Annotated in this window: 15 protein-coding genes and 1 pseudogene; 8 read left to right on the top strand and 8 right to left on the bottom strand. The window is 43.6% G+C overall.

Features of this window, described 5'->3' with window-relative positions; translation table 11 throughout:
* Positions 1–25 precede the first annotated feature (25 nt).
* A complete protein-coding gene (locus QWZ05_RS01080; RefSeq protein ID WP_290296021.1) occupies positions 26–844 on the bottom strand; it encodes a DUF4437 domain-containing protein in 819 nt (272 codons plus the stop codon).
* 126 nt (positions 845–970) lie between these two features.
* Between QWZ05_RS01080 and QWZ05_RS01075 the strand changes: the two genes are divergently transcribed.
* From QWZ05_RS01075 to QWZ05_RS01065, 3 genes are all read left to right on the top strand, one after another.
* Positions 971–1,924, top strand: coding sequence for a LysR family transcriptional regulator (locus QWZ05_RS01075; protein WP_290296019.1), 954 nt, complete (start codon positions 971–973; stop codon positions 1,922–1,924).
* Between the two features lie 94 nt (positions 1,925–2,018).
* Positions 2,019–2,639: an SGNH/GDSL hydrolase family protein gene (locus tag QWZ05_RS01070; RefSeq protein ID WP_264875716.1), complete on the top strand. Its 621-nt coding sequence runs from the start codon at positions 2,019–2,021 to the stop codon at positions 2,637–2,639.
* A gap of 189 nt (positions 2,640–2,828) precedes the next feature.
* Positions 2,829–3,305, top strand: coding sequence for a peroxiredoxin (locus QWZ05_RS01065; RefSeq protein ID WP_289962997.1), 477 nt, complete (start codon positions 2,829–2,831; stop codon positions 3,303–3,305).
* A gap of 101 nt (positions 3,306–3,406) precedes the next feature.
* On the opposite strand, the gene QWZ05_RS01060 is transcribed toward QWZ05_RS01065, so the two are convergent.
* Positions 3,407–4,783, bottom strand: a complete 1,377-nt coding sequence (locus QWZ05_RS01060; RefSeq protein ID WP_290296016.1) for a sensor histidine kinase — start codon at positions 4,781–4,783, stop codon at positions 3,407–3,409.
* A 28-nt stretch (positions 4,784–4,811) separates the two neighbouring features.
* Positions 4,812–4,958 (bottom strand): hypothetical protein, encoded by a 147-nt coding sequence (locus tag QWZ05_RS01055; protein WP_264875719.1) that lies wholly within the window; start codon positions 4,956–4,958, stop codon positions 4,812–4,814.
* Between the two features lie 215 nt (positions 4,959–5,173).
* Between QWZ05_RS01055 and QWZ05_RS01050 the strand changes: the two genes are divergently transcribed.
* Positions 5,174–5,683, top strand: a complete 510-nt coding sequence (locus QWZ05_RS01050) for a flavin reductase family protein (RefSeq protein WP_290296014.1) — start codon at positions 5,174–5,176, stop codon at positions 5,681–5,683.
* A 3-nt stretch (positions 5,684–5,686) separates the two neighbouring features.
* Here the strand turns inward: QWZ05_RS01050 and QWZ05_RS01045 are convergent.
* Positions 5,687–6,864, bottom strand: a protein-coding gene (locus QWZ05_RS01045; RefSeq protein WP_290296012.1) for an IS3 family transposase whose coding sequence is annotated in 2 segments (ribosomal slippage) — positions 5,687–6,597 and positions 6,597–6,864 — 1,179 coding nt in all. Because the reading frame shifts where the segments join, the coding sequence is not laid out codon by codon here.
* Between the two features lie 74 nt (positions 6,865–6,938).
* Here QWZ05_RS01045 and QWZ05_RS01040 point away from each other — a divergent pair.
* A pseudogene (locus QWZ05_RS01040) lies at positions 6,939–7,103 on the top strand (flavin oxidoreductase); the annotation flags it as partial.
* A 52-nt stretch (positions 7,104–7,155) separates the two neighbouring features.
* On the opposite strand, the gene QWZ05_RS01035 reads toward QWZ05_RS01040, so the two are convergent.
* Positions 7,156–7,407 carry a DUF6482 family protein gene (locus tag QWZ05_RS01035; protein WP_264875721.1) on the bottom strand — a complete coding sequence of 84 codons (252 nt, stop codon included), beginning with the start codon at positions 7,405–7,407 and terminating at the stop codon, positions 7,156–7,158.
* 248 nt (positions 7,408–7,655) lie between these two features.
* On the opposite strand from QWZ05_RS01035, the gene QWZ05_RS01030 reads away from it, so the two are divergent.
* The gene (locus QWZ05_RS01030) at positions 7,656–7,856 is read left to right on the top strand and encodes a hypothetical protein (RefSeq protein WP_290296010.1); all 201 of its coding nucleotides are present in this window, start codon (positions 7,656–7,658) and stop codon (positions 7,854–7,856) included.
* Between the two features lie 97 nt (positions 7,857–7,953).
* On the opposite strand, the gene QWZ05_RS01025 is transcribed toward QWZ05_RS01030, so the two are convergent.
* The 3 genes from QWZ05_RS01025 to QWZ05_RS01015 form a co-directional block, all read right to left on the bottom strand.
* Positions 7,954–8,352, bottom strand: a complete 399-nt coding sequence (locus QWZ05_RS01025) for a hypothetical protein (RefSeq protein ID WP_290296009.1) — start codon at positions 8,350–8,352, stop codon at positions 7,954–7,956.
* 100 nt (positions 8,353–8,452) lie between these two features.
* The gene (locus QWZ05_RS01020) at positions 8,453–8,968 is read right to left on the bottom strand and encodes a GNAT family N-acetyltransferase (RefSeq protein WP_264875724.1); all 516 of its coding nucleotides are present in this window, start codon (positions 8,966–8,968) and stop codon (positions 8,453–8,455) included.
* Between the two features lie 171 nt (positions 8,969–9,139).
* Positions 9,140–10,858 (bottom strand): sulfatase-like hydrolase/transferase, encoded by a 1,719-nt coding sequence (locus QWZ05_RS01015; RefSeq protein WP_290296006.1) that lies wholly within the window; start codon positions 10,856–10,858, stop codon positions 9,140–9,142.
* Between the two features lie 599 nt (positions 10,859–11,457).
* Between QWZ05_RS01015 and QWZ05_RS01010 the strand changes: the two genes are divergently transcribed.
* Together QWZ05_RS01010 and QWZ05_RS01005 are read left to right on the top strand one after the other, a co-directional pair.
* Positions 11,458–11,856: an FKBP-type peptidyl-prolyl cis-trans isomerase N-terminal domain-containing protein gene (locus QWZ05_RS01010; RefSeq protein WP_264875726.1), complete on the top strand. Its 399-nt coding sequence runs from the start codon at positions 11,458–11,460 to the stop codon at positions 11,854–11,856.
* 85 nt (positions 11,857–11,941) lie between these two features.
* A complete protein-coding gene (locus tag QWZ05_RS01005) occupies positions 11,942–13,273 on the top strand; it encodes an anaerobic sulfatase maturase (RefSeq protein WP_290296004.1) in 1,332 nt (443 codons plus the stop codon).
* Positions 13,274–13,380 lie beyond the last annotated feature (107 nt).

Below are 13,380 nucleotides of genomic sequence, written 5' to 3'. Positions count from 1 at the left end.
ACATGCAGATCAGAGGCTCAAGCAGTTAGTTAACTTGGTATTTCGTGTTAGTGCGAATGTAGATGGTTGTTTCTCTATCGCTCTTGTTTTCAATGATATGTGTGAAATCACCTTGCGATTCAACATAGCTGCCCGCAGTCAACGACAGCTTATCTTGCTCCGCTGATCGATATTCCACTTCACCTGAAATCACAACCGCACGAAACTCACTGGCATCAGTTTTAATCTCACCTTTGTAACCCACAGGCAGTTTCACCATTGAGCCGCCCATATCTGACGTACTACCCCAAACATAAGTTGACTGAACACCTTTCGCAGTTACATCCACCAAATCATTGTCATCTAACCAAACGATATTATCGCGGTGCAGGTTTAGCGGGCGCTCACCATTATCAAAACGCTCCTCTGACGGGCGAACAAGGTAAGGGCCTGCGTCAATTTCTAGGTAAATTAGGTTGTTCTCGCCATTGGCTGCGGTTGTATGGTCTTCGCCTGCTGGCTGTGTCCAAAATGAGCCTGTTGGCATCCACATTTTCTCTGCTGTCGGGTCATCGTTGTGCATTTGGCCATCAATCACAATTCCGCGGTAAGTGATGTTGTGGATGTGTGGTGGTGACTCAAAACCTTTATTGAAACGAACCAGCATACCAGTCGCGGTATCTGTTGTGCGGTCACCCCATAAGTCTGCGGCACCTGGGCTCAATACACCACGAAGCGGGTTTAGATAGCCCCATTCAATATCATCTGCAGAAACCACTTTTGATGCGTTATCGGCAGCGTAAAGAGAAGTAGAAAGTAGTGTTGCTGCAAGTGCAAAAGCGGTGTTTTTAAATACGTTTGTCATGATGTTTTCTCCATCGGTTTAGCTTGATAGAGATTCTATGACCTGCTATTAATTCGATAAACGGGCAAATGTTTAAAACATTTTCGTCAAAACGTGGACAATCAATATGTGAGAACAACAAACGCTATGAAAATTGCAGATTTACAAGTCCTACTCAAAGTAGCAGAGCTTCAATCTATTACCGCTGCCGCGAATCAGCTCGATATTAGCTCCTCTGCCGCGAGCATTGCAGTAAAACGCATTGAGCAAGCGCTTGGGGCTCAGATATTTGTTCGCACCACGCGTCAGCTGCGCCTAACGCCAGAAGCCGAGCGCTACCTGCCTCTATGTCAGCAAGCTCTAGATCTTCTTCAACAGGGGCAAATTCTTATCCATGAGGAGCAGCAAGCCATTGGTGGTGAACTCAAGATTGCGGTTTCATCTGAGATGGGACGAAACTTGATGAAAGACCTACTCAATAAGGTGATGGAGGAGCACCCATCACTCACTTTACGCCTGCATGCAAGTGACAGTCGTACCGATTTCTATCGCGATGGTGTCGATGTCGCATTGCGTGCTATGACTAAAGATGCGGCGCTAGATTCTAATCTCTATGGTTTCAAAATATGCAATATTCCCCACGTGATTTGTGCTGCTCCTAGTTATAAAGAAAAGTACGGCGAGCCTACCTCACCAGCGGAACTACCTGACCACAATGCGCTTCTTTATAAGCTGTATGAAGTTGTCCACGACACGTGGGAGCTTTATGACCATGATGATCAGCAATATAAAATTAAACTGAACAGCAACCGAGCAGTAAACGATGGTGATATTGTTCGTCGCTGGTGTGTAGATGGTGTTGGGATTGCCAAGAAATCAGCTATCGATGTAGGAGAAGATCTGTTAAACGGACGCTTAGAGCGAATTTTGACGGATTACCATATCCCGAATACCGAAATGTGGCTGATGCTCCCCAGCAGGCAGTTAATCTCACCAGCTATTCGTTTGATTCGAGATCAGCTCAAACAAGTCATTAGTGAGCTTAGAGCAAGACTCATTGAAAAAGGGAGCATCGGTGAGCACGAATGGCCAGTAGATTAAACATACACAGGGGTCAGAGCCAAACCACCTACTTTGACTCTGACCCCAACACTAAATTAAGTTTGATCAACAAACTCTTATGATGAGGACAACAATGAAAACCATTTTATGTTTTGGCGACTCAAATACATGGGGCTATTCTCCTGATCTTCCGCGCAGATATAGCTCTGAAGAACGCTGGACAAAGCTGCTACAAAACAAACTCCCTGAGGAGTACCTCGTCATTGAAGAAGGATTAAACAGTCGAACAACGGTGTTTGAAGACCCATTTGAACCGGGCAAAAAAGGACTCGACTATCTATTACCTTGTTTAGAGAGCCACCACCCCGATCTTGTGGTTTTGATGCTTGGCACCAATGATCTAAAAACTCGATTCAATGTAACAGCCAGTGATATATCGAAAGGCGCAGCAAGACTTGTTCAGGTCATACAAAACTTCCATCACGGGTTCATGGCAAAGCCGCCCGAAGTCCTATTGGTCTCTCCAGCTCATGTATATGAATCAGACCCAAACCAAGAAGGGTTTACCCACGCAGAAGAAAAATCTAAACAGCTTGGGCACTACTACAAACTTCGTTCCGAAGAATTAGCCTGCCATTTTTTCGATGCCGCTACTGAGGTACAGCCTTGCCCAAAAGAAGGTATTCACTGGCAAGTCGATCAACATGAAAAGTTTGCCAACATTCTCGCTGAACGTATCCCAACGATACTTTAGCAAAGCGAATACCGGCGAACTAAAACGGGGTCAGATCCAAAACATCATAATTGACTCTGGCCCCGCTTGTTAGTGCCTTATCAGTGTTACATTGCCGACACAAACCGTTGGATATAATGGTTGTTCGGAATTTTAGTGACTACACTGACCACTCCAATACATCATGGAAACACAACAAGGAAAGTCGATATGATTCAAACAGGCCAAACATTACCTACTGCAAACCTCAGCGAATTAGCAGAATCTGGGATGATTACTCACAATACAGATGAGCTCTTTGCCAACAAGCGCGTTGTACTCTTTGCGGTACCAGGGGCATTCACACCAACCTGTTCAGAAGCGCACTTACCTGGCTATGTCGTATTAGCGGACGAAATTAAAGCGGCAGGCGTTGATATCATCGCATGTGTTTCGGTTAATGATGCATTTGTGATGCAAGCATGGGGCGAGGCTCAAAACGCGAACGAGATTATGATGCTTGCCGATGGCGATGCCAGTTTTACTAAATCACTGGGGCTCGAAATGGATACTGCTGCATTTGGTGGTGTTCGCTCACAACGATATGCCATGATTATAGACAATGGTGTGGTCACACAACTCAACGTGGAAGAAGCAAAACAATTCGAAGCGAGCAAAGCTGAAACCATCCTTGCTGCTTTGAAATAACTTTACTTTCTAATGGTTCAGAAACTCTATTTCTGAACCATTAACCTAAGGTACCCTACCAACAATGGCTTGAGGAAGTAAGTCGACTTTAAGGTCGGTAGTTACGTAGTGACAGCCTCAACTCCCAGCACCTCAGGTGGTAGTTCCTTTTGTACATGCAAACGAACAGTAAAGCGCGTTCCTTTCCCAACGTCACTGTTTAGTTCTACGTTGCCATCCATACAAGCTGCAATACTATTGACAATCGTTAACCCGAGACCTGCTCCTTCATATTCTCTTGAAAAGCTTCCGTCCCCTTGCTCAAACGCCTCAAAGATCCTTCTCTGTATGGTTTCATCAATGCCAATACCAGAGTCGGTAACCGTAATGACAAGCTCATTCGATACCTGTTGATAATCCAGTCGTAATTCAACACAACCATCACGGGTAAACTTAATGGCATTGCTCAACAAATGAAAAATCACTTTGCGTATTTTAACTTGGTCTCCAAATAGGACATCTTCGTCATTTAGGTGATTATGAATATCAAAGGTGATGCCTTTATTACTGCATTCTTCTCTAAAGATGCTTTCAAATGGGTATATCAGTGAAGGAATGGTAAACGGGTGCTCGACTAGCTTCGTTCGACCTTGTTCAATTGTTGAGTAGGTAAGTACATCTTCTAAAAGGGTTAACAACCTTGTGCCGGAATCAATGAGTATTTTCACGTTTTCACGGTGTTCTTCTTTAAGGCGCTCATCCTCTTTTAGCAGTTCAGCAATACCCAATACACCATTCATCGGCGTTCTAAATTCATGAGTCATCGAGGAGAGGAATAAACTCTTAGCGTGGCTCGCCTGCTCCGCCTTAATCAAGGACTCTTCCAGTTCAGTTTGCGTTCTTTTTAGCGCCTTGATGTACCGATACAGAAGCGAAATGATAATCAGAAATATCGCGCCAAAGATCGACGCTAATGCGAGAAAAACACCATCGCTAGTGGTGAATAGTGCACTCATTAAGTGTTCATGAATAGCAACACCAGCATAGTGAACTTCTTCATTTAAGATAGCGTTCATTGTCTCTTCATCAACGTAAGCACTAGATTGCGACTCAACATCAGAAGAATCAGTGATTAACGCGAGAAAAATCAGATACTCCCCAGCTGTTTCATAATAGACTTCAACCTCATCAAGATTGCTTTCTCCTAGCCAAAATAGAGGCGGAAAAGCCCTTTCAATATCTGTAGCGACTTTGTTCAGTACTTCGAGTTGAGTAATGGCTGAGTCGATGTGAGAGGCAAGCTGTGCTCTGTGTTCCTCATTATTAAAGGGCAGCTTCAATGATTGGTTTTTGAGTACAACAAGATTTTCTGAGTGGTTCACAAAAGCATGTTCAAGCTTTGACACTAAATTGTATTGAGCACTAAAAGCGAAAAATACCGATGCCAAAACAGCGATGAATAACGTTGCTATCGACTCAAAAGTATTCAGATATTTCATTGTAAGCCCTCGCCATCGGGTCTAATCGCTAATGACCGTGCTCAACGGAGTGCGGTGATAGTTGCTCAATATGCGGTACATTGTGTGTTGATTCAAAATACGCAAAATAGAGATAACTACTGATACTTGCGATCACGACGACACTCCAACATGCGATTCGAACCTTCCTCATCATTGCCCTAAACCTTTGTTAAATTTATCAGAAGCTTGCACGAATATGCACAGCCATTAGTTGGAGTATAGGATGATAAAGTCGAGTTACCACAATTACTTGTGTTTCAAAGAATGGCATTAATATCCTCACCCGTTGTATTCACTATAATGATCTCCGTCAGCTTTCAAGCGTAAAGCCTACAATAAAGAGATAAGACACTGACTAGGAAGGTTCAGATGCACTATGACTCTCGCAGCATCGCTAATATGGAACCGAGAAAACGTGTACGATTCATCAATAGTTTATCAGGGTTTAAAAGTGCAAACCTTATCGGTACCTGTGATAAGAATGGCAATACCAACTTATCTATTGTTAGCTCAGTATTCCATCTTGGTGCTGAGCCACCCTTAATGGGTTTTATAATTCGCCCTAATCGTGTTGAGCGTCATACACTAGAAAACATACTTGCTACTGAGTGCTATACCATTAACGCTGTAGCACTTGAATTTCTTACGTCTGCTCATCAAACCTCAGCGAGATATGACAGGAGTGAATCTGAGTTTGATAAAGCCCATCTCTCTCCTTATTACGTTGATGGCTTTACCGCGCCTTTCGTTTTAGAAAGTCCATTGAAGCTCGCAATGAGATTAGTCGAACACCAAACTTTAGCCGTTAATCAAACGGAGCTTATTATTGGTGAAATTCATAACGTTATTGTTCCAGAACGCGCGGTGATGCCTGTGTAGTGGTCAACTAAAATTGGCCACCGCTTTATAAGTTTCCCAGTACTGCCTCTCCGATTCATTCGGTGTTAGGCCACCATTGTACTGGTGCGGTCTGATTTGGCTGTAATATCTAATGATGTAGCCAACAATGCTCTTCCAAGCTTCGGATAAACTACTGTAGCCACAAGCTGGCACCCACTCAGTTTTTAGGCTTCTAAAGAAGCGCTCCATTGGACTGTTATCCCAGCAATTTCCTCGTCGAGATAGACTCTGTTTTATCTGATATCGCCAGAGCGTTTGGCGGTACTTACGACTCGTATAGTGACTGCCTTGATCGCTGTGAAATAACACATTAGAGGGCTTACCGCGTGACTCATAGGCCATCTTAAGTGCTTTTCCTGTCAGTTGGCTATCGGGTGAAAATGACATCGCCCAACCGATTGGCTTACGTGCAAAGAGGTCGATTACAACGGCAAGATAACTCCAACGATTTCCAGCCCACACATAGGTCACGTCACCAACCCAGACCTGATTAGGCGCAGTCACAGCGAACTGTCTATCTAAATGATTTGGGATTTCAATGTGCTCCTGAGCTGCTTTGCTGTAGCGGTGTTTGGGAAGTTGTCGGCTAACTAGCCCAAGCTTTTTCATCAGTTTAGTGGCTCTGTAGCGAGAGAACTTGATGCCCGAGTTCGTTATGATACTCGCAATAGTTCTAGCACCGGCTGAGCCGTTACTAACGCTGTGAGCTTCTTGAACTAGGGCTCGTAGACGAACATCTTCTTCAGATTGAGTCTTGGGCTTCTTACACCAATACTTAAAACTGCTTCGATGGATACCGAACACTTTACACAGCTTGGCTACGCTGTAGCTCTGTTTGAGTTTCTCGATTATCGAGAATTGTTCAGTGAGTCCGACATCAACAGAGCAGTAGCCTTTTTTATGATTTCATTGTGCTCTTCCAGCTCAGCAATCCGCTTTTTAAGCTCACGGATCTCGATCTGTTCGGGGGTGAGCGGTGAAGCTTTTGGCGTGACACCTTGCCTCTCTTGCTTGAGTTGTCTCACCCACTTGTCCATGGCTGACTTGCTTACGTTCATCGCCTTCGCTGCTTCAACAACGGTATAGCCCTGGTCAGTGACTAACTGAGCGGCCTCTAGCTTAAATTCGGGACTAAAAGTTCTTCTTGTACGTTTTGTCATAGTTTCACCTGTTGTGTACGAGGTGCATTCTAACACCTCTAATCAGGTGGCCAAATTAACTATGCCACTACACTGATGGCTATATCGATATTGAGACGCTTGATATTGTGTCCGTCTCCGGCCTTGATAGTTACCACGTCACACAGCGAGTGGCTCGACTAAGCTATGCAAAGCCAGACAAAAAGATTCACCCTCTTACCAAAGAGGGCGATGCAACGTCTTGGAGTGCTTTTGAGTAGAGGTGTATCGATGGCCTGCACTCGCAGATCCAATAGCGATCGCTGTCGTCAACTAAAACCATTTTAAGTCTATTTTGGCAGGCTCATGTGGTTCGTCCATTGAACCGCACATTTCGTTGTACGCGCTGTAATGCATTAAGGTCGCGGTGAGATACTCTTCATGAGCACAGTATTCTTTGATTTGATTGAGGCTATTAAAGCGAAGCGGCTGGTGACGTTCGTCTTCGAGTACCTGCCGGTGTGTGCCACGCACCTTGTAAGCGAGGTAAATATCACCTTCAAACGATTCAACGATTAAGTCCATAGTGCGCTCCAAACTAGGTTAACAAACACAGTCTCGTACGCAACCGATCAGTGATGGATCTTTAGTATTTAATAATATCGCTAGTTAAACAGTGCAACAGTTGCACAATCTGATTGATAGTAATGTTATTAAATTTCACAATATGAAAGTTAAATGACACAATAAACTCGACCTTGATCACATTATTTTTTTAGTCTATTGTATTTAACATACATACCTGAAAGTTAATTACAAAACGGAGTTTTACTATGTTAACAGTAATCAAAAACCTATTTGTCCCTCAAAAAGACTATGCTGGTCGTGATATCGACAACATGATTCTTCGCCTAGCAACACGCACTGGCACGGATATCACCGCTTGGTCATACCTTAAAGAATACTCAGTGTATGAGAACACAATGACAGGAATGCGCATCTACCCGCACGAGCTGTCAAAATATGCAGCATAATGTTCGCTGCCAACTGACCAATTACCGAACTGAGGCATAACCTCTGGCGTTTATGCCTCGTTAACACCATGTACTTTTCTCGTCACCGTCGGAATGATCAATTCCGAATCTTATTTTTTGAAAATTTAAACTGGCTTTCAGGAGTCAGATAAACCCCCACCTCTCTTAACTGGATTTTTAAATCCAACAGCCGTATCTCTGTGATCACTAGCACAACTAAAGTGTTGATACCTGTAATCATCAATAACAAAACCAGCCAGTGACTGTTCCAATCAGGCAGACTTAAGTTCAATGTCATAAATGCAGTGGCAGTACAGAAAAACACGACTACCTGATTCCAAAACCCATAATTGAGCCTAAAAGTGTTGTCTGAAGCTTGATAGCGGATTTTAATCTCGTTTGCACCGCCACCTAATTTGCAATAGATAACATTGCCGCCGATTTCATACGCAAGACTATTTAGCTCTAGTACTTGCTCTATTCTTTTTAAAATCACAGTGAGTCCTGTTTTAATCAACTGGACACATACTAGCCTCACGTCGCCTATGTATTTGAGTTGACCTCAAGGTTTTCGACTCACTTCAAACAAGCCGTTGCTAGCAGTCCACCCAATACCTAGCGGTGGGCTCAGGAAAGACTTTACCCATCACTATGCTTTCAAACACGCCGCCATTGGCCTCAATAACTTTACGTGAAGCCCAATTGTGCTCATCTGCGGTGATCAAAGCACGGCCAATACCTAACTGCTTGGCCTGTGGTCGAGCAAGCTCAAGCATATGCTTACCATGGCCTCGCCCTCGATAAGAAGGCGCGATGTCATAGCCAATGTGACCAGCCTCCAAAGCTAGAAACTCATTATCAATGTTGTGTCTGACGCGAATAGCGCCGAGTATATTTTGCTGTGTATCCACCAGCCAAAAATGACTGCATGGGACATAGCCGACTCGCAAGTTACGACCCTGTGATTCATCAGTTAACCGCTGAACATAGGTCGTGAAATCCGTTCTTCCTTCTTTATAATAATCAGCGTTTTCAGCATCGTGATTTAAAAAGTCTTCATAAAAGGCGTGAAAAGCCTCTATCAATTCAAGTGTCGGGGCCATCAGTTCCATTGAGCTCTCCCTATTGATTGGACATTATTGAACGTAGAAGCAACAACTTATCAATAGTTCACCGACTAATACAGCCAATCTTTTGTTTTGTCTCACGTAAAAAAGCCCTCAAGAGCGGATTCCTTTGGTGAAATCATCATGAGGGCTTTTCTGGGGGTGTCTAAATCACTATTATTGAGCGCGCTTCCACTCTTCTTGAATGTTTTCGTAACCTTTAAGGTTTTTCACATGCTCACGAATATCAATTGGGAATGTTTCTTCATCTACGCGCAGCTTACCCGCTTGCTCAACTTCTGCACGAGGGTTCTCTACTGAAGTAAACGGCATTTGACGTTCTTGCTCAATGTTCGGGAACGCATCAATCATCATGTTGTGGCGCGTCTTCATTGAAGTAAACATACCTTTCGCAGGGAACATTGGTAGCATCATACCTACACGCTCACGAGGGTCAGCATACAAATCGTAGTATTCTGCACCAGAAAGACCTTTCGCTGCACCCGCTACATGGTGCTTATAACGACCTTTCACAATCGCACCTAGCTCATCACCTGTGTAGATGTAAACATAATCACGGCGGCTATACGTGTCACCATTAATGAATAGTGATGTTTGGTCAACACCATCAATGATGCGATCGGTCGGTACGCCATCTAATGCGCCACCTAGGCGAGCAAATGTAGTGAACAAGTCAGTGACGTGAAGTATATCGCCTACTGTACTGCCTTCTTCAATCATACCAGGCCAAGTCGCGAGCATAGGAACACGTACAGCCCCCTCCGTGAACATGCCTTTACCACCAGTGTGCAATGTTTCATTGAAGCCCACTGGGCCACCGTTAACCATTGGGCCATTATCTGCCATGGCAATGATTAGAGTGTTTTCTTCAATACCGAGCTCTATTACTTTATCTTGGATCTCGCCCATCATTTCATCGATTCTTACCAAGCCTTCAGCTAAGTGAGAGCCATTGGTTGTGCGGAACTGATCAGACGGATGAATGTTCATAAATGAAGCCATGGTTGGCCAATGAGCGACATAGAATGGTTTACCTTCTTCCACACTACGTTGCATGAAGTCCATTGTACGGTCTGTCGCCTCGCGGTCGATGTTGTAGTAATACTCTTCCGTTGGCTCACCCCATTCAGTTACAGGGCCACCTTTATTACCTTCTAGGGCATAAACAAAACCGCTTGGACGCCATTCTGGATCGAGATCATAAGGGTCTTCAGGGAACATTTCTGGCAACAGTACCCCTTTCGCTAACGGGCCAAACTGACCACGTGCGTTATAAAGACTTGGCACCTGGTTATATGGTGTCCAGAATGCTTCATCAAATCCCTGTTCGTTCATATTGCCACCTTCGGTGTCACCTTGGTGTGCCTTACCATGGAACGCCGTTTTATAACCAGCATTGCTCAAAACCTCTGCAATGGTAACTTCTGTGCGCGGTAGGCCACCGTACTCATATGGGAACCCAACTGTGTACATACCATTACGAACGGCATAACGGCCTGTTAGTGCAGCTGCTCGAGTTGGCGTGCACGAAGGCTCGGTATACATGCGCATGAAGTTTGCACCGTCTTTTGCCATTTGGTTAAAAACGGGAGTTTCATAGCCACGTGTTTTTTGAATATCGGGAATACCCACATCGCCCAGTGGCGTATCATCCCACATGTAATGAATGATGTTTGGCTTAGTACCAAAACGAGCTTCAAGCTCCGCAAGTTTTGCATCAAGATCTTTATCTTCAACAGCCCAACGTTCGCCACTCTGTGCATGCAGAATATAATGCTCCGCATCATGAATGATCTCATTAGCCTGAACGGCAGCAGCCCCGAAAGTCGCAGTAGCTACTGACGCCGCTACGATTGATTTATTAATTTTTAACACAGCATGATCCTTTTTCGTTATGTCTCTCTGGGTCGAGCATAAATATCGAAATGCTCGTCTTGGTACACAACATCAAGGTGAATAGTTCTGCCAGCTGCCTATTGTTGAGGCTAGAAATAACTATCTATTAAGCACCAACCCTGATGACAAATAATAATCTCTATACTGACTGCTTTACCCTTGTCTATTTGACAGAAGGTTGCGCTCCGTGCAGGGCATATATTGAATATTTTCAACAAACCAATCAATTAGGTGGATTTGCATTAATACCTCAATTTGATTTATGTATTGTAACGACATACTGCAGCAATAAAGAAAAGTGAATAACATGTTCTATGAATCACCAAAATAAACATCATAAAGCTAAGTTTTACTGTGACCTCACTTTCATTTATGATTCATGATTAGCACTAAGATACAAGCATAAGATACTGAAAATAAATAACTTTTATTTTTAATCTCAAACAAATATGTTAAGATACCTTCCGCTACGAGCGTCTCAACTCACCCTGCACACTAAATAACCTTCCTTCAATAGATCATTTACTTTATTGTCTCTCCACACCACAAAATACAAACCATTACATTTGGAGAACATCGTGAGAAGTAATATCAAAATCACTGCTTTCATTAGCACAGCGATATTAATTACCGGATGCCAACCAACGGATGAAAGCGCAGCACAATTAACACAACCATCTGTTCAATCAGAACCCAGTGTCACTGTCACTAATCAGCACGAAAGATCAGAATTTATTATCGAAACTCGCGAGCAACAACAAGCGTATGCTTTAGGTACAACGTTCGCGAATCGTCTCATCGAGGGATTAGAACACCCCACTTCAGTTGGCATCGAAGTAGATAAAAACTATGTATTAGAGGGTATTAATGATGCCTTTGCTGGCTCAAGCTTGGTTTCACCTGCGGGGTCATCAGAACTATTAGAGCGACTCCAAGAAGATATTGCTAGAGCAACCGAAAAACAAAACCAAAGTTGAACAATAGCAAGCTTAACGCTTCAACCATATCGAATAACACCGTCAACGCTAGGCTTTTATACCCAAACGAATCTTTAGGTGATACATGAACACTATTCTCGACAGTCAAAATTTTAATAGCAAACCTATCAAACGCACCCACGTTATGGCGAAGCCCATTGGTGCAGCATGCAATATTGATTGCACTTATTGTTATTACCTAAGTAAACAAGACCTGCTTGAATACAAACAAGGATGTACGCCTACTTTGCAAGGAGACTCACTCGAAACGTATATCAGAACCTATATTGAATCACACAATGCTCCTGAGATTATCTTCTCATGGCAAGGTGGTGAGCCGACTCTACTTGGGCTCGATTACTTCAAAAACGTCGTAGCATTACAAGATAAATACCGACCTGAAGGTGTGATCATCAAAAATGATCTGCAAACCAATGGCATTCTACTCAACGATGAATGGTGTGAATTTTTAGCACAACACGACTTTTTAGTTGGGTTAAGTATTGATGGTCCAGAAATGCTGCACAATGCACACCGTACCAACCGTGCCGGTCGTGGGACATACAAACAGGTCATGAAGGCTGTCGATCTTATTCATAAACACAATGTCAGCTTTGCCACCTTAACCTGTGTGAACAATCTCACCAGCAAAAATCCGATTGAGGTGTACCGATTTTTGCGTGATGTAGTGAAATCGACACAGATTCAGTTTATCCCGATTGTTGAACAAAAAACATTTCGCGATGAAGCACCACAGAGTGACGGACAATCATGGCAAGCTGAGAAACAAGTGAAGCAAGGTGACAAACGCCTTATTCCTGGCAATGCGAACTCTGTTGTCGAGTCATTTTGTGTCTCTGATCTCGGTTGGGGCAATTTCCTAATTGCTGTCTTTGATGAGTGGGTAAAAAATGACATCGGTAATGTCTTTGTTCAATATTTTGAAGCGAACCTAGCTTCTTGGATAGGAGAAAGCAGCCAGCTCTGTACCTTAAACCCTGTCTGCGGAAAAGGTTTAGCCATGGAGCCTAACGGTGACCTCTATGCCTGTGACCACTATGTTTATCCTGAATACAAAGTGGGTAACATTCATCACGACAAACTCGATGAAGTCTCATATGGCGACAAGCAGCAAGATTTTGGTCATGCGAAGATCGAAACATTGACTTCAGAGTGTCAACGCTGCGAGTACGTATTTGCATGCTATGGCGAATGTCCCAAAAACCGTTTCATCAAAAATGCCAATGGTGAGGCTAATCACAACTACCTCTGTGCTGGCTGGAAAAAGTACTTCGCACATATCGACCAAAGCCTCGCGCGAATCGCTCGTGTCTATGGTTATCCGGTTAAATTTGGTCGTTACAGCGATGAAAGAATGATGCAAACCATCGGCAAAAATCAACGTTACATCATCTAATCACTGACAACAGTCACGACTCAACTATTTGGCTTATCGGGTGAAATGATAAGTCTCTATTGACCACATAATAATCTGCCGGATGATTGCACAAGGAGGCGCACTAT

The sequence above is a fragment of the Vibrio agarivorans genome, from assembly GCF_030409635.1.
Classification (GTDB): domain Bacteria; phylum Pseudomonadota; class Gammaproteobacteria; order Enterobacterales; family Vibrionaceae; genus Vibrio; species Vibrio agarivorans.
Note: the sequence above shows the minus strand (reverse complement) of the source record. Positions and strands in the feature narration are given on the sequence as shown.